The following is a 15,947-nucleotide window of genomic DNA, read 5'->3' on the forward strand; positions in this document are numbered from 1 at the left end:
GGGGAGCGGGGCGCGCGAGTGCCGGGGTTGCGGCGCCCGCTTGCGCGGCTGGGTGTGCAGCTTGCGGCGCGGCTTGTGTCGCCTGCGCGGCATGGTTGCTCTGGGGCGCGGGCGCAACCGGTGGCGTCGCCGGTGCCGCGCTGACTGCCGGATTCGACGCTGCCGCAGCACGCAATCGATCGATACGCGCATGCGCAAGCGTGACGAAGCGGCCATTCGGATAGGCCTTCAGATAAGCCTCGTAATCCGCCGGGTAAGTGCTGTCCTTGATCGAATTCCAGAACGTGATTTCGTATTGCTCGCTGCTGTCTTTGGGGAGGATGCCCCGGCTGCGCAATGTAATGGCGTTGCCTCGCACGGTCGGGAACTGCACGGCATCTTCATTCGCGAGAGCCGGAGAAGAAGGCGCGGCGGCGATCCACGGTTGCTGCGCTCCACCCGTTACATCGCGCACCTCGGCAGCGGCGCGTCGAAGCAACACCGCCAGCGGTTGCGACGGTGTTTCGTGCAGCACGTGCAGCAATGCGTCGGTATACACGCCATGACGCGAACCGTCCGCCGCGAAGCCACCCGGTGCTGCTGCATAGGCAATCACGGTATGGGCAGGTAACGCCGAAGTATTGACGGCAGTCGCATCGGATGTAAATGGATTGTTCAGACAGGTATCGAGAATCACGAAATTGGCTCCCCCTGCGTGAGCCGATTGCATCGCGCGCAATACCGTATTCAGATCGATGCCGCTATTGATCAGCGAAGCGGGTGACGGCGTATCGGGTCGTGCATCGAGTCCCGCCGGAACCAGCAGCGTTTGCTGGCCTATTTGCAGTCCATGTCCGGAGAAATAGAAAAGCGCTGTTTGGCTCCTTGCGCCTTTTTGACCCGTTTGCAAACGCTGCTGGAATTCGTCGATCGCCTCGTGCATTTGCCGCGGCGTCGCATTCGTGCGGGCAATGACGTCGAAGCCGCGAGCGAGCAGCGCGTCGCGCATCGCTTCGGCGTCGCGCGGTGCGTTGCCTTGAAGAGAGGTGTCGGCATCGCCGTATTGGCCATTGCCGATGACGAGTGCAATGCGCCGGGAAGGCGCATCCTTGCGCGCCGGCGCATGTGCCGCGGAACTCACCGAAGTACTCGCGCGCGGCTCGATATTTTCACGTTGCGTTGCGGCACCGGCACTGCCCCATTGTGCCTGGATCGCCCCAGCCATGCACACCAGCAGGAATCTTCGCCACATCTTCATATCCTGTTTGTACCGGACAGAATTCAGGCATTCGAGGACTGCGCCGCCCGCGGTATTCGCCGAATACCGTGGAACGGGTATCGATGCCGCTATTGGCCATTTACCCGCAACCTGTCAATAACGATAGCACGCGCTTTGCGCCATAACGGTCCGGTAGCCGTCGAAGCGTCATACGGTTAACGAGCATTGCGTATCTTTTTGGCAAGTTACGTCCTAAGCTGATTCACAAAGTCACGCGATACGGTCGTTTTAACTAGGCGACTGTCCGGTCATTCGAGTCCGCGACACGCCGCTCGAACACCCGGAAGGACATTCGTAGCCGGGCCAGCCATGACTCCTCTTCGGGAGAGTGCGCTATGCGAAGAAGAACCCGTGTTCCCCTTTTTTCCAGCAGACACCCTTCGGCGAACCCGCATCTGGGTGTGTTGCGCGCGGTTTTGTGCGCGCTGTTCGTCGCGGTATTCGCGAGCTTCGCGCCGGGCGGTGCCGCGCGCGCACAACAGACGCCGTCGCCGCCCGGCGCCGAGGAGTACATCATCTGGCCGCCGGACGGCGCGGTGATTCACGGCGGCAAGCTGTGGGTGCGCATGGGGCTGCGCAATATGGGCGTATGCCCGAAGGGCATCGCGATTCCGAATACCGGCCACCATCATCTTCTGATCGACACGGATTTGCCGCCGCTCGATCAGGAGATTCCGTCGGATCGCCAGCACCTGCATTTCGGCGCGGGCGAAACCGATGCGCGCATCGAACTGCCGCCCGGCAAGCACACGCTGCAACTGATTCTCGGCGACCACAATCACGTGCCGCACGTACCACCCGTGTATTCGAAGAAGATCACTATTACGGTGCTAAAAGACTAGCGCGATCCGTTGGTTCGCAGCGGGTCGGCCGGAACGGAGAGACCTCATGTACAAGTTCATTGCGGCCGCGGCGCTGATCGCCTCCGCGGCATTGGCGGCGTCGGTGCCGGAAACGGCATCGGCCGGCACGACTCCGGCGCCTCCCGGCGCCTATGCCTATATCGGCTATCCGAACGATGGCCAGGTGGTGCCTGCCAATAAGCCTTTTCGTGTCTGGTTCGGCCTGCGTTTCATGGGCGTCGCGCCAAAAGGCGTGAAGTACCCGAATACCGGTCACCATCATCTTCTGATCGACACCGATCTGCCGCCGATGGACCAGGAGATTCCCTCGGATCGCCAGCATCTGCATTTCGGCGGGGGCGAAACGGAAACGATGATCCAGTTGCCGCCAGGCAAGCATACGTTGCAGTTGCTGATGGGCGACGACATGCATATCCCGCACAACCCGCCGGTGTACTCGAAGAAGATCACCGTGATTGCGCGGTGAATGCTGAATGCGCGCGCGAAGCACTGTCGCGAGGCAGCCGACAATTCCGCTTTCGCTGTTGGCTGCAATCCACCATTCGTGGTTTTCAATTCTCCTGGTATCGATGCACCGGCGCTGCCAAGACTTGCCGAGATCCTTTACGCAAAAGGACTCACACGATTAACCGGAAACGGAAAGCGATGCTGGCATAACCCATGCGTTAGTAGTGGCCGAGCAGACAAGTTGCTCGAATCCCACCGCAGGACGATGCGCTTTCCCCCTCCCAGGAGATTTACCATGAACACGCTGATGATCAAGGACCTGTCCAATACCGAGCAACTCGACAGCAAGGCGATGAGCGCCGTGCGCGGCGGCAACGGCTACTACTATCCGATGCCGTCGTCGTATTACAGCTTCGCTCCCGTGTATGCACCGAACAACAGCAAGACCGTCAACGCGACCCAACTGATTAATACGACGCTGAACATCGAAAGCGCGAACGGCAATAACTCGGCGCTCGTCGCGGGTACGACGACCACGATCGATCCGCGTCTGCAATCGAGCAACAACATCTTCGTGTCCTGAGCGACACCGCGCACGCACGGCTCGACGGCCGGTGCGTGCGTGTCCCGCAAGGGCGAGTTACTCAAAAAGATCGCTTATTCAATCGTCCTTTCCACGCACCCCTCGCGCTCTCGCCCGATTTCCGCCTGATCCCCGCGCCGAATTTTCCGCAGCTTCGCCAGCGAAGCCGCGCGGAAGGGGCTCGGCCCGGTACAGCAGTTTCTTTAGCGGAGCAGCCGGGTGCCACCGGAGACAATCGTGTCAGCGTTGCCCGCTTCATCGCCCGCTTCATTGCTCGATTCATCGCTCGATTCGTTGCCTGATTCGCGGTTCGGGCCGGCTCCCGTTTCGGCATTCGTCCCGGCGCTCATGTCGCGGAATTGCCGGCGTTCCATTCACGCGCGATCGGCGCCGTGCCGCTTAGGCAGCGCGCTGCGCGGCGTTTGCGCGGCGACGGTGTGCGCATTTTCGCTGTGCGCGTGTGTCGACGTGAGCATGCCTGCCTATCAGCGTCCCGATACGCCGGCCAAAGCGTCGTGGTCGGACCACAAGGGCGCGCCGGTGTCGGCTGCCGAAACGATTCGGCCCGACTGGTGGAAAGGCTTCCAGGACCCGTATCTGGACACGCTGATCGACAAGGCGATTGCGGGCAACTTCGATATCCGGGTACTGGCCGCGCGTATCGATGTCGCGCGCACGCAGATCAGCGAAGCGAAGGCAGGCGCGCTGCCGACCATGGACCTCGGCGCCGGCGCCGATTTCGAAAAGACCACCGGCCAGACCTTTTCGAAAACGTACAACCTCGCGACGCAGGTGAACTGGGACATCGACATCTGGGGCAAAGTCGAAAAAGGCGTGCAGGCGCAAAAGGCGGAATTCCACGCGAGCGAGGCGGATTGGCGCGCGGGTTATCTCGAACTGGTCGCGAACGTATCCAGCACCTACTTCCAGATCCTGCAATTCGACGACCAGATCGCACAGCAGCAAAAGACGCTCGGCACGAACCAGCAGATCCTGACGATCTACCAGGGGCAGGCCCGCAGCGGTCTCGTGCCGCAAACCCAGGTATTGCGCCAGCAGGCGGAAATCAACCGCCTGACCCACGATCTATACGAATTGCGCCGCGCGCGCGCGGTCGCCAATAACGCGCTGTGCACGCTGATCGGCGTGCCGGCCGGCGAATTCCAGTTGCCGCAAGGGCATCTGCAGGATCGCGTGAAACTGCCGGACGTGCCGGACGGTCTGCCCGCGCAACTGCTCGCGCGGCGCCCCGACGTCGTAGCCGCCGAATTCCGCGTGCTGGAGGCTTATAACCTCGTGGGTCAGGCGAAGCTCGCGCAATTGCCGAGCATCGGCCTCACCGCGCACGGCGGCACCGCGAGTTTCGCGCTGAACAATCTGCTGAAATCGTTCACGTTCGGGCTGATGCCGAGCATCGATATTCCGCTGCTCGATCCGGGCGTACGCGCGCACGTGCAAGTGACCAAGGCGCAGTCGACCGTCGCCGAACAGCAGTATCGCGTGACCGTGATGGGCGCATTCGAAGAAGTGGAAAACGCATTGGTCAATCTGAGCGCGCACAAGGCGCAACGCGAGGAATTGCAGCAACAGGTGTCGCGTCTGCAAATCGTCGCCGATCAGATCCAGTCGCAATTGCGCCTTGGCGTCGTGTCGCAACTGGAAGTCTTCGAAACAGAGCGGACTTTGCTCGATGCGCAGCAAGCGCTGCTCGAGAACCATCAACAGATTCTGTCCGACACGGTACTGCTTTATAAGGCGCTCGGCGGCGGCTGGCCGGACGTCGACGTGCAGGCGCAGGTCAAGGACAAGTAACGAAGTATTGAGCTAATCCGGAATAGGGCGCTAATTCGCAATCTGGCGTGCAACGCGGATATTTCGGCTGCTTATGACGCACCGATTGTGTTCTCTACCCACAATATGGAAATTGACACTCGTCATGCGTGACTTACAATCCATTAAGGGTCAGCGTTCGCGCGGCTCTTCACGACAATATCGTTGCGCCGTATTTCTTCGTCCCGTTTTCGCCGCGCTCTCGCCGCGGGTTAACGCTTCGTGATCCATAAAATGGCCGCCGGCGAAGCTCCGATTGCTGAGATGCGCGCGACAGTGGACGCTGCCTTCGACGTAGTGTTGTCGCCGATTGCGTGCGCGCAACGTCCGACGCTCGACGCCATTCGCATCGTCGACAGTCTTTTCGCTATCGGGCGCAGCGAAGCCCCGTTCAACGATTACCCCACGCAATGGACCGCGAGTCTGTCGCGCCGGCATGCGCGCGTTTTCACCGAGCACGGCGCGGTGTATGTGGCGGACCTCGGCAGCAAGAACGGCACTACGGTGAATGGCGCAGCGGTACGCCAAACCCCGGCGCGCGTGCGGGCAGGCGACGAACTGTGTTTTGGCGGCGAACTGTGCTATCGCGTCAATATCGAGCCGCGCGCGCGCATCGTGGTGAGTGGAAGCGCTTCTTCTCCACCTCGTCTATTGCTCGTGCCGCAGCGCGACGACCTTGGCCTGCAACCGGTCGAGGTGCAGGCGTTTCCGTTTCTCGTCAGCAAGGCCGATGATGTCTTTGCGCGCTACAAGGACCGCTATCCGCACCAGGTCAATTACATTTCGCGGCGTCATGCGCATCTGTTCCTGAAGGGTGACGAGCTTTATGTCGAAGATCTCGGCAGCACGAACGGCACGTTCGTGAACGGCAAACGGCTCGACGAATCGGCGCTGCCGCTCGTGGAGGGCGACGTCGTTGCATTTGGCGGCGATCACTTCGTCTACACGGTGTCGCTACAGAAATCGCCTGATGTCGAACCCACCGTGACCCAACTTTCCCTGAATCCGGCCGCCGAGATTGCCGCCGACGCCGACAAGACCACGTTCATCGGCGCCGCGCATTCGTTCCTCGATATCTTTTGCGTCGATCCGGCGCTGCAACGCGAGGACGAAGTGAACGAAGCGGCGCAGCCGTCTTCCGCGCAGGCGAAACGCGATACGGCCGGCGGCGGGGTACATGGCGGGCAGGGCGCGAATGCGGCGCACACTGCCGCCGGCGCGAACGGCAAGGGCGCCGCCAAGGGCAAACCGCGTCGCTGGCGCCTCGTTGCCGGCGAACTCCGCAACGCGTTCACGGACGGCGAACGCACGAACATACGACGCATCGCGGCGTGGGGCGGCGCGGGTGTCATCGTGTTGGCCGCGCTCGGCGTGGCGCTCTATCTGCACGGTTCGTCCGAACGCGAGCTGAAGAACCTGCTTGCCAGCGGCGATTACACGAGCGCGGTTGCAGTTGCACGCGGCTATCTGGCCAGCCACCCCGGCGACACGAAAGTCAGCGCTCTCGCCAGTGAAGCCCTGTTGAAAGCACGACTTCCCGGTTGGCTCAATGCAGTGGAAAAAGCGCAGTTCGATCAGGCCGACGCGCTGCTGAAGGACATGAAGGCGGCGAGCGCGAATAATGCCGATGCAATGTCGCTGATGGGCGAATTGCAATGGGTGGGTGATCTCGAGCGCTTCGTCGCGGCGCGCGGCGGCGTCGACGCGCCGATTCGCATGTACGCGGACGAAGCGAAAATCAACAATCTGCTGCAACGCTGGAACGACGACGCGAGAAGCCATCAACGCGCGCTCGACCGGATCGCGAGCTACGTGCCCGTGTTTGCGGAACCCTACGCGCAAGCGCTCAGTCATCTGCGCAAGCTCGAAAGCGACGATTCGGTGTATGTCGCCGCGATTGATCGGTTGAATGGCGTGATTCGCACCGAGCTCGCGCACGACAAACCCGACGCGCTGCCGTCGGTGCTCGACGATTACGCGCAGCGTTATCCGCGCCTTGCGGGTCTCGACAAGGTTCGTGAGGATTTACGCCAATACACCGCGTTGCTGAACGCGACGCTGAATCGTCAATTGAAGTCGTTGCTCGCGATGATGAAAACGGCGCGCTTCAGCACCCCGCCGTTTCAGGCGCAATTCCAGCAGCTTGCGGCCACCCGTTTGCCATCGGCGGAAATCGTTCAACGCCAGAACGCAGTGGATGCGGCATGGCAACGCGGCGACGCGCAGCAGGCGCTGAACGGTTTGCAGTCGATGCCGGCAAGTCCGTGGTCCGATGTGCTCGCCGCCGAGGCGGCGCACAAGAAGGCATTGTCCGACCAGTACGCCGATCTGCAGAAAACGCGCGGCGCCAGGGACTACGACCAGCGCCTGCTGTCGTTCTACGCGAGTCTCGATCCGCAAACCGACGCATGGTTCGCGCAGTCGATCCAGAAGGACGTCGCCGCGTTGCACGACAAGGCGATCGCGCGCGCGCAGGATCTGATGCTGCGCGCGCAGAGCCTGTGGAAGGAGTACCGCGCGAGCGGCCCGATCGGCGGTACGCAGCGGCTCGAAGCGGGTATCTCGCCGGGCTTTCGCAATGAGGCACGGCTGCTTTCCGATGCGCAGACGGCGGCGCAGCAGGGCATGCGCATCTACACGCAGTTGAAGGCCGATCATCCGGCCGAGTTCGACCGCCTGCTCGCGGATATCGATGCCGAAGCCAGTTTGCAGCGCCGCTCGCTGACCGAATTGCGGATGGTGCTCGACCCGGGGCTGCTGAAAGCGAAACTCGCGTTGATCGGAGGCGACCAGAGTGAAACGCGATCCTCACCCTAGACCGTTGTCGGAGGCGCTGGAAGATCACAGCGTCGAAGGCATCGCGATCCTGACGTCCGAGCCGGTGCGGATTGCGCGCGCGCTGATCTGGGCGATGGTCGCGCTGGTGGTGTCGGGCTTGCTGTGGTCGTTCGTCGGCCGCGCGGACGTGATCGTCAGCGCGCCGGGAACGCTGTCGCCGGAATCGGAAGTGCGGCGCATTTATACCCCGATCGACGGCGAACTCGCAGACCTGTATATCGCCGAGGGGCAGCCGGTGTCGAAGGGGGACGTGCTCGCGCGGCTCAATGCGCGCGGCGCGATCGAGGCCGCGAGCAACGCGTTGCAGGCGCAACTGAAGCTCGAAGACGCCGAGCGCGAATGGAAGCAGTTTCCGGAGAAAAAGGCATTGATGGAACGCAAGGCCGCTTCGCTGAAAGCGCAACTCGAAGTCGAGGAGCGGCTGCACGAGAACCGTGTTTCGGAAGGCACGACGAAGCTCGCCGAAGGACAGAAGGCCGAACTCGACGAAGCACGCAGTACGCTCGACAACGCGCGTCGCGCGCGTGAAGCGGCGCGTCAGGAACTCGACCGCTATTCGCGGCTTTTCGCGCAACCGGGCGGCGGCGGCATCGCCGAATTGCAGGTCGAGCAGAAGCGCACGGCCGCGCTCGAAGCGGATAACGCATACCGCGTCGCGCAATCGAAGCTCGCGGAACTCGATTTTCGCCTGAGCCATGAATACGCGCAGGCCAACGCGCAGCTCGCCACCAGTGGCCAGCAGAGCACGGATCTGCAACTGCAATACGACGCGGCGGTGCGCGATATTACCGACGCGGAAGACAAGCTGCGCGTGCAGTTGCAAAGCGCGCGTCTGGAGGCCGATGCCGCCGCGCGCATCCGCTTCGAGAACATCGATAAAGACAATTTCCTGCTGATTCTCGCGCCCGTATCGGGGGTCATCACCGACGTCACGTCGACGCAGCGCGGCGACAAGATTCAGGCGAACGCGCCGCTCGGTGGCATCGCGCCGAAAGATGCACGCCCCGTGCTGAAGATCGAAATCGCGGAGCACGACCGGGCTTTTCTGCACGAGGGTCTGCCGGTCAAGATGAAGTTCAGCGCGTTTCCGTACCAGCGCTATGGGCTCATTAGCGGCACGCTCGCCTATATCTCGCCGGCAACGAAGCTGTCGGTGCAGGACAAGCAGCCGGTGTACGAGGGGCGCGTCACGCTCGACAAGGACTATTACGAGGTTGCCGGCACGCGCTATCCGTTGCGTTACGGCATGACGGCCAATGCGGAAATCGTGGTGCGCGAGCGGCGCCTGATCGATCTCGGTCTCGATCCGTTCAGGCAGGTGGCGGGTTGAGCGCACCCATTACATATCAGGGAAAGGAGCGGATGAAATGACCGCGATAGTGCGTATCGATGACGAAGTCGTGGACGTGGAGGAATTCATTCGTCTGCTGAAACTGACCGGCCAGTTCGAGAGCCTGATCGAGCAGATCGTGCGCGACAAGCTCACCGTGCATGCGGCGAAAAAGCAGGGCGTCGCCGTGAGCGCCGACGAGATCCAGCAGCGCGCCGACCAGTTTCGCCGCGTGCGCGGACTGCATCGCGCGGCGGATATGAATCATTATCTCGACGCGCTGCATGTGAGCCTCGACGACTTCGAGGCGTTCATCACCGATGGACTGTATCAGGAGAAGATGCTCGACGAAATCGGCAACGACGCCGCGATTCGCGATTACTTCGCGCTGAATTCACCGAAGTTCGACGCGCTCGAGGTCAGCCATATCGTGCTCGACAGCGAGGGCAAGGCGAAGGAAATGATTTCGTATCTGCACGACGACCCCGACGGTTTCGCGGAGATGGCGCGCGAGCATTCGATTGCCGATACGCGCGAATCCGGTGGTGTGATCGGCAAGGTATTGCGCGGTTCGCTGAAGCCCGATATCGAGGCGAAGATCTTCAATGCGGCGGTGGGCGATCTGCTGGGGCCGTTTCCGTCGGCGGATCGCTCGTGCTTCGAGATCTTTGCGGTGACGGCCAAGTATCCGGCCACGCTCGACGCGGACGTCGCCACCGAAATCAGACGTTTGCTGCGCGAAAGCTGGCTGATTGCGCGCGCGCAGGAACACGTGATCGAAGCGCGCTAGCGCGCTTGCCGAATCCGAGACCACCGCTACATGGACGCCCCGCAGACCGCCCCCTCCGCGCCTTCCATCGCCGGGTTTCTCGCCTCGGTGGAAATCCTGTCGCCGTTCTCGCGCGACGAGATCGAGCGCCTTGCCGAATTTGCGCAGGCACACTTCTATTCGTTCGGAGAAACGGTCTGCTCGGCGGGCCAGGTGGCCGATGGTCTGTACGTGATCCGCTCGGGCTCCGTGCGCATCTTTACCGAGGAGCACGGCAAGGAAACCAGCCTGGGCGTGCGCAAGTCGGGCGAGATCTTCGCCGACATCGCGATGCTGCGCACGTATATCCACGAAGCGTCGGTGCGGGCTTCGGCGAAAACCGAGCTGCTGTTTATTCCGCGCGCCGCGATCGAGCCGGTGATGGCCGCCAATCAGGCCGCGCTGGCGTTTGTCGCGAGCTATGTGGCGATCAATTCGGCGGGCGGCTTCGTCGCGCAACTGTTCGATCTGCGCGGCAAGCTGAACAAGGCGGAACTCGAGGAATACGTGCTCAGTGTCGGCGCGAAACGCGTGGCCGCGGGCAAGGAGATTCTGAAGCAGGACAGCCGCGACGACAGGCGGCTCTATGTGGTGCGGCAAGGCGGGGTTCGCATCGTCCGGCATGAGGAAGGGCGCGACTATACGCTCGCGACGCTCGGCGAAGGCGAAATATTCGGCGAAAAGGCGTGCCTGATGCGCCAGGAGCAGATGGCCTCCGTCGTCGCGACGACCGACACGCGTCTGTTGGTCATTCCCGAGCGCACGATCCATTTCATTCTCGAGCGCAACCCGAAGTTGCGCGAAGTGCTCGACGAGCGCATCCGCTATGGCGACCGCGAGCTGCAGCGGCAAAAGCGCCTCGAACAGCGGCGCAAGCTGCCGTTGATGCTCGACCTGCAGAGCAAGCCCGAACTTGGTGAAAAGATCCTCAAGCGTTTTGCGCTCGTCGAGCAGGCCGAAGAGATGGATTGCGGCGCCGCGTGTCTCGCGATGATCTGCCGCCACTACGGCATTCCGATGACGCTCGGCAAACTGCGCGAACTCGCGAACGTGACGACACAAGGAGCGACGCTCGACAGTCTTGCGCGCGCGGGCGAATCGCTCGGCTTTACGACGCGCGGCGTGCAATGCACGTTCGATTCGCTGCGCGGCTTCGATCTGCCGTTCATCGTGCATTGGGAAGGCTATCACTACGTAGTCGTGTATGGTCTGTCGAAAGACTATGTGTGGATGGCGGATCCGGCGCTCGGCTTCAGAAAGCTGGCGGTCGAAGATTTCGAGCGTGGCTGGAGCGGCACCTGCTTGCTGTTTACCGGCGGACCGCATCTGTTGCAGATGTCCGCTGCGCGTTCGCCGTGGATACGCTTTGTCGGTTATCTGAAGCCGTACCGGAAGATACTCGGCCACCTGTTTCTCGCGACTTTCGTGATTCAGGTGCTCGGTGTGATTCCGCCGTTGATTATCCAGAACATTCTCGACGGCGTGATCGTGCATCAGAACGTCAGCCTGCTGCATCTGCTGATCGGCGGGCTGATCATCTCGAACGTGTTCACGCAGTTGATGTCGACGATTCGCGCGTATCTGGCGAATTTCATGGTGCGCAACATGGACTTCGCGATGATGTCGCAGTTCTTCCGGCATACGTTGTCGCTGCCGTTCTCTTTCTTCGCGAAGCGCAAGACGGGCGACATCTTCGCGCGCTTCCAGGAGAACCAGACGATTCGCGCGTTTCTGACCGAATCCACGGTGACGACCGCGCTGAATCTTCTGATGATCTTCATCTACTTCACGATCATGTTTGTCTACAACGTGAAGATGACGCTCGTTCTGATCGCCTTCGTGATTCCGATCATGGCGCTGACCGTGGTCGCGACACCGAAGATCAAGGGCTATGCGCGAGAGGTGTTCACCGCGTCGACCGAAGCGAAGTCGTTTCTGATGGAAGCGCTCTCCGGGGTGGAGACCGTCAAGGGCATGGGGATCGAGCGGCCGGTGCGTTTGCGCTGGGAGAAGAAATACGCAAAGGCGCTCGAGGTGCAGTATCGCGCGCATGCATTCAATATTCTCGTCAGCTTCGGCAGTCAATTGCTCAACGCGGCGACGACGATTGCGATTCTATGGGTCGGCGCGAATCTGGTGCTGGCGCGTGAACTGACGATCGGCCAGTTGATTGCGTTCAATGCATTCATGGGCAGCGTATTGAGTCCGCTGATGGGGCTGGTCGGCTTGTGGAGCATGCTGAACGACGCGGGCGTTGCGATGGAGCGGCTCGGCGACGTGCTCGATATCGAACCGGAGCAGCGGCCGCAGGACTTGCCCTCGCGTGTCATGCTGCCTGAACTGCAGGGAGAAATCAGCCTGAACGGCGTGTATTTCCGGTACGGCGACGACGAATCGGCGTATGTGCTCGAGAACATCAGCTTCGATATCAAGCCCGGCGAACTGGTGGCGATCGTCGGGCGCAGCGGGTCCGGCAAGACCACTCTCGCGAAACTGCTGGTCGGCTTCTATCAGCCGACCGAGGGCAAGATGACGATCGACGGTTACGATGCCGGGGTGATCGACAAGGCTTATTTTCGCGCGCAGATCGGCTACGTGATGCAAAGCAATCTGCTGTTTTCGGGCACGATTGCCGAGAACATCGCGAGCGGCGACGACGCGCCCGAACGCCGCCGTATCGAGGAAGTCGCGAAAATGGCCGACGCGCACGGCTTTATCAGCAAGATGCCGCTCGGCTATGAACAGATTGTCGGCGAGCGCGGCATCGGCCTGTCGGGCGGCCAGATCCAGCGGCTGTGCATTGCGCGCGCGCTGTATCACGATCCGCGTCTGCTCGTGTTCGACGAGGCGACGTCGTCGCTCGATTCGCAATCGGAAAGCAATATTCTCGGCAATATGCACCACATCCTGCACGGCCGCACCGCGGTGATCATCGCGCACCGGCTCAGCACGATCATGCGCGCGGACAAGATCCTCGTGCTGTATGAAGGCGCGATCGTCGAACAGGGTCGCCATGATGAATTGATCCAGCGCGGCGGCATGTATTACCAGCTCGTGCAGAAACAGTTGAGCGCAACATCATGAAAATACTCGACCAGACTGAAGAGGCCAGCCCCGCGATATCGTATGCCGGGCTGATCGAGCGGATCGAGATTCTGCGCTCCACGCTGCGCTGGTCGTCGCGGCTCGAGCGCGCGGATATCGACAAGCTGCTCAGGCAAGCCACGTCGCTGCGTGACGAAGTGATGCAGTTGTCGCACAAGGAGCGCTTCGTGCAGGCCGCGACGGCCGCCGAGACCCAGGAGCCCGCCGATCAGTCGCGTGGCGCGCGCCGCAAGGCACTGCTCGAACGCAGTTTTATTTTCGAGGGAACGTTCGGCGACAATCCGCATCTGCTCGAATCGCTCGAAATTGCCGAGAAGGCGGCGCCGACCGATTTACCGGTGTTGATCGACGGCGAAAGCGGCACCGGCAAGGAATTGATGGCGAAGGTGATTCACGCGAACGGCGCGCGCGCGGACAAGCCGTTTATCTCCGTGAATTGCGGCGCGATTCCGGACAATCTGCTCGAGTCGGAACTGTTCGGGCATCGCAAGGGGGCTTTTACCGGCGCGTCGAATGACCGCAAAGGCAAATTCGAAAGCGCGCATACGGGGACGATCTTTCTCGACGAGATCGGCGAGTTACCGCTCGCGGGTCAGGTAAAGCTGCTGCGCGTGCTCGAAGCACACGAGATTCAGCGCGTCGGCTCCGATGAAACGATCGCGGTCGATACGCGCATCGTCGCGGCGACCAATCGCAATCTGCGCAAGCTCAGCGAGGAGGGCAAGTTCCGCGAGGACCTGTTCTACCGGCTCAGCGTGATTCACGTGACGCTGCCGCCGTTGCGCGAACGCCGCGACGAAATCCCGCTGCTGATTGCGTGGTTCGGCGATGAGGCGGCCGGCACGTTGAAACGCCGGCCGGTCAGATTGACGCCGCGGTTGCGGGACTTTCTGCTGAGCTATGCGTATCCGGGCAATATCCGCGAATTGCGTAATGTGATGTATCGCCTCTCATGTCTGGCGGCCGATATGGCGGATGTCGAGCATTTACCGCTCGATATGCGTCCGGCAGCGCCCGGTTCCATCGTGGCCGCGGCGGACGGCGCGCGCGCGAGCGGCGAACAGCCGATCAGCGTCGCGAACCTGATGTCGTTGAGCGATGCGAAGCGCGCGGCGAGTGACGACGCCGAAAAGGCGTTTCTCGAACGTGGGTTGCGCGAAACGAGCGGCACGGTCGCCGAACTGGCGCGGCGCATCGATATGAATCGCTCGCACTTGCAGATGCTGCTGAAAAAGCACGGCCTGCACTCGAAGGATTTCCGCAATCGCAATGCGTCGTCCGCGAAAAACGGCGCGGACGAGCGCGACGAGGAAGACGGCGAAGGCTGAGCGGGAACGTCGATCAGGTCACGCGTCTGAAGAACAACATCTCAAGGCGCGGGATTCAGCAAGGTCTTCTCGGACGCATTCGGATCCTGCGCCTCGACGATCACCGCGGTGATGTTGTCGCGGCCGCCGCGCGCGAGCGCCAGTTCGACGAGCTCGCCGCATGCGTTCTCGCGCTGCGCGGACGTCAGTACATCGGCTATTTCGTCGTCGCTCAATTCGTTGCTGAGGCCGTCGCTGCAAAGCAGGAACACGTCGCCGTCGGCGACCTCGATTGCGTCGTCATCGAGCTCGAGCACGTCGGTTGCGCCGACCGCGCGCGTAATCATGTGTTGCGCGGGATGATGGCGCGCCTCTTCTTCGGTGATCATGCCGAGCGAGCGCAACTGCTCGACCTGACTGTGATCGCGCGTGAGCTGCCGCAACTGCCCGGCGCGATACAGATAGATACGGCTGTCGCCGGCCCACACGTAACCGCAGAAACGATCGCACGCGAGCAATACGACGACCGTGCTGCCGATACGCGGCACCTGGCGGCGCGCGGCCTCGTCGCGTAGTTGACGGTTCGCTGCTTGCAGGCGCGCGCGCGCCTCGGCGATCAGCGTTCTGATGCCGCGCGGCGCGGCGAGTTGACCCAACGCATCGATCACCGTGCGGCTCGCGAGATCGCCGACCGCGTGCCCGCCCATGCCGTCCGCGACTGCCCAGCGTCCGGCGTCGGGCTGGTCGAGGCAGGCATCCTCGTTGATTTCGCGCACGCGTCCGACGTCGGAACGCGCGGACGACGTCCAGCGAAATTGGCTGGCACAGGTCACAACGGCTACACCATATCGTTTCTGTTGCGCGCGTCGGGAGAGACGTTGAGGTTCGAGTTCGCGCCGAAGTTACGCACGTCGACCGACTGGAACTGGTTGATCATCTGGTTAGCATAGAAGTTGTTGGATACCTCGTACAGATTGACGACTGGCCCGATGCTCGGCGTTTGCGGCACGTAGGGCTGAATCCAGCCATAGACCCAGGGGGCGCCACCGCCACCGCGAATCGCCGCCATCGCTTTGCGGTCGAGCGCGAGGTTCAGCGAAAGATCAGTTACCGTGATGCAGGACATGTCGTTCTCCGGTTGGCCGCGTGTGCCACGCGCGCGGTTGAATGGACTTTCCGCCTGATGGTGCAAGTGCCATGCCAATGCGCGGCGCGTCGCGCGCGTCGCCCGTAGCGCATTGACTGGCGGCGCTTCCACGTGTGTCTGTTCGCCGTGGCCCGTGCGACAGGTCGGCCCGCAACCAACAAGACCGAATTCAAACAGGTGTGCGACCCAACACATGCGTGTCGGACCGCAAGATTCCTTGTCCGGTTTTACGTTCACGCAGATTCCATCCAGATCCCGCCCAAATCCCACTCAAATTCCGCCCCAATCCCGCGCAAATGAGCGCCGCGCGCCAACAGACCGGCGCGAATTCTGTTGGTCCGTCGCTGACATCCGCCTCTTCAGAAATCCCTTCGATGAGCCGTAAACCCAGTAAACAAGGGCTTTTCGGCGCATGGCCCGGATGATGCAAA

Annotated in this window: 13 protein-coding genes; 9 read left to right on the top strand and 4 right to left on the bottom strand. The window is 61.8% G+C overall.

The genetic code is table 11. The features are described 5' to 3' along the window. Window positions 1-1,231: caspase family protein (locus QM685_RS24905; protein ID WP_415120401.1), on the bottom strand; the 1,231-nt coding region annotated here is incomplete at its 3' end. Window positions 1,232-1,593: 362 nt separating this feature from the next. Here QM685_RS24905 and QM685_RS24910 point away from each other — a divergent pair. The 3 genes from QM685_RS24910 to QM685_RS24920 all read left to right on the top strand — a co-directional run bounded on the left by QM685_RS24910 (window position 1,594) and on the right by QM685_RS24920 (window position 3,151). After that, complete coding sequence (locus QM685_RS24910) at window positions 1,594-2,100, top strand: DUF4399 domain-containing protein (protein WP_415120403.1); 507 nt, start codon at window positions 1,594-1,596, stop codon at window positions 2,098-2,100. Window positions 2,101-2,146: 46 nt separating this feature from the next. Next, on the top strand, window positions 2,147-2,587 hold the full coding sequence (locus QM685_RS24915) for a DUF4399 domain-containing protein (protein ID WP_415120405.1): 441 nt from the start codon (window positions 2,147-2,149) through the stop codon (window positions 2,585-2,587). Between the two features lie 276 nt (window positions 2,588-2,863). Further along, window positions 2,864-3,151, top strand: a complete 288-nt coding sequence (locus tag QM685_RS24920) for a hypothetical protein (protein ID WP_415120407.1) — start codon at window positions 2,864-2,866, stop codon at window positions 3,149-3,151. Window positions 3,152-3,354: 203 nt separating this feature from the next. On the opposite strand, the gene QM685_RS24925 is transcribed toward QM685_RS24920, so the two are convergent. After that, entirely contained in the window at window positions 3,355-3,525 is a 171-nt protein-coding gene (locus QM685_RS24925; RefSeq protein WP_415120681.1) for a hypothetical protein, read from the bottom strand. Here QM685_RS24925 and QM685_RS24930 point away from each other — a divergent pair. The 6 genes from QM685_RS24930 (at window position 3,500) to QM685_RS24955 (ending at window position 14,390) form a co-directional block, all read left to right on the top strand. Then, window positions 3,500-4,963, top strand: a complete 1,464-nt coding sequence (locus QM685_RS24930; protein ID WP_415120409.1) for an efflux transporter outer membrane subunit — start codon at window positions 3,500-3,502, stop codon at window positions 4,961-4,963. The genes QM685_RS24925 and QM685_RS24930 overlap by 26 nt on opposite strands. A gap of 252 nt (window positions 4,964-5,215) precedes the next feature. Next, window positions 5,216-7,798 (top strand): FHA domain-containing protein, encoded by a 2,583-nt coding sequence (locus QM685_RS24935; RefSeq protein WP_415120663.1) that lies wholly within the window; start codon window positions 5,216-5,218, stop codon window positions 7,796-7,798. Next, window positions 7,776-9,149: an HlyD family efflux transporter periplasmic adaptor subunit gene (locus tag QM685_RS24940; RefSeq protein ID WP_415120411.1), complete on the top strand. Its 1,374-nt coding sequence runs from the start codon at window positions 7,776-7,778 to the stop codon at window positions 9,147-9,149. Before QM685_RS24935 ends, QM685_RS24940 begins: the two co-directional genes overlap by 23 nt. A gap of 37 nt (window positions 9,150-9,186) precedes the next feature. Continuing rightward, a complete protein-coding gene (locus QM685_RS24945; RefSeq protein WP_415120413.1) occupies window positions 9,187-9,939 on the top strand; it encodes a peptidylprolyl isomerase in 753 nt (250 codons plus the stop codon). Between the two features lie 30 nt (window positions 9,940-9,969). Then, a complete protein-coding gene (locus QM685_RS24950; RefSeq protein ID WP_415120415.1) occupies window positions 9,970-13,041 on the top strand; it encodes a peptidase domain-containing ABC transporter in 3,072 nt (1,023 codons plus the stop codon). Continuing rightward, window positions 13,035-14,390, top strand: a complete 1,356-nt coding sequence (locus QM685_RS24955) for a sigma-54 interaction domain-containing protein (RefSeq protein WP_415120665.1) — start codon at window positions 13,035-13,037, stop codon at window positions 14,388-14,390. The genes QM685_RS24950 and QM685_RS24955 overlap by 7 nt, the downstream gene beginning before the upstream one ends. Before the next feature lie 41 nt (window positions 14,391-14,431). Here QM685_RS24955 and QM685_RS24960 read toward each other — a convergent pair whose 3' ends face one another. Both QM685_RS24960 and QM685_RS24965 read right to left on the bottom strand, forming a co-directional pair. Then, on the bottom strand, window positions 14,432-15,202 hold the full coding sequence (locus QM685_RS24960) for a PP2C family protein-serine/threonine phosphatase (RefSeq protein WP_415120417.1): 771 nt from the start codon (window positions 15,200-15,202) through the stop codon (window positions 14,432-14,434). A gap of 5 nt (window positions 15,203-15,207) precedes the next feature. Next, complete coding sequence (locus QM685_RS24965) at window positions 15,208-15,495, bottom strand: hypothetical protein (RefSeq protein WP_415120419.1); 288 nt, start codon at window positions 15,493-15,495, stop codon at window positions 15,208-15,210. Window positions 15,496-15,947: the final 452 nt, after the last annotated feature.

This window comes from Paraburkholderia sp. (assembly GCF_047605525.1).
Taxonomy (GTDB): Bacteria; Pseudomonadota; Gammaproteobacteria; order Burkholderiales; family Burkholderiaceae; genus Paraburkholderia.

Excerpts from the sequence above, each read along its gene's own strand:
- QM685_RS24915 (WP_415120405.1), top strand. The coding sequence starts at position 2,147 with ATGTACAAGTTCATTGCGGCCGCGGCGCTGATCGCCTCCGCGGCATTG.
- QM685_RS24965 (WP_415120419.1), bottom strand. The coding sequence starts at position 15,495 with ATGTCCTGCATCACGGTAACTGATCTTTCGCTGAACCTCGCGCTCGAC.
- QM685_RS24910 (WP_415120403.1), top strand. The coding sequence starts at position 1,594 with ATGCGAAGAAGAACCCGTGTTCCCCTTTTTTCCAGCAGACACCCTTCG.
- QM685_RS24950 (WP_415120415.1), top strand. The coding sequence starts at position 9,970 with ATGGACGCCCCGCAGACCGCCCCCTCCGCGCCTTCCATCGCCGGGTTT.
- QM685_RS24935 (WP_415120663.1), top strand. The coding sequence starts at position 5,216 with ATGGCCGCCGGCGAAGCTCCGATTGCTGAGATGCGCGCGACAGTGGAC.
- QM685_RS24930 (WP_415120409.1), top strand. The coding sequence starts at position 3,500 with ATGTCGCGGAATTGCCGGCGTTCCATTCACGCGCGATCGGCGCCGTGC.
- QM685_RS24920 (WP_415120407.1), top strand. The coding sequence starts at position 2,864 with ATGAACACGCTGATGATCAAGGACCTGTCCAATACCGAGCAACTCGAC.
- QM685_RS24925 (WP_415120681.1), bottom strand. The coding sequence starts at position 3,525 with ATGGAACGCCGGCAATTCCGCGACATGAGCGCCGGGACGAATGCCGAA.
- QM685_RS24945 (WP_415120413.1), top strand. The coding sequence starts at position 9,187 with ATGACCGCGATAGTGCGTATCGATGACGAAGTCGTGGACGTGGAGGAA.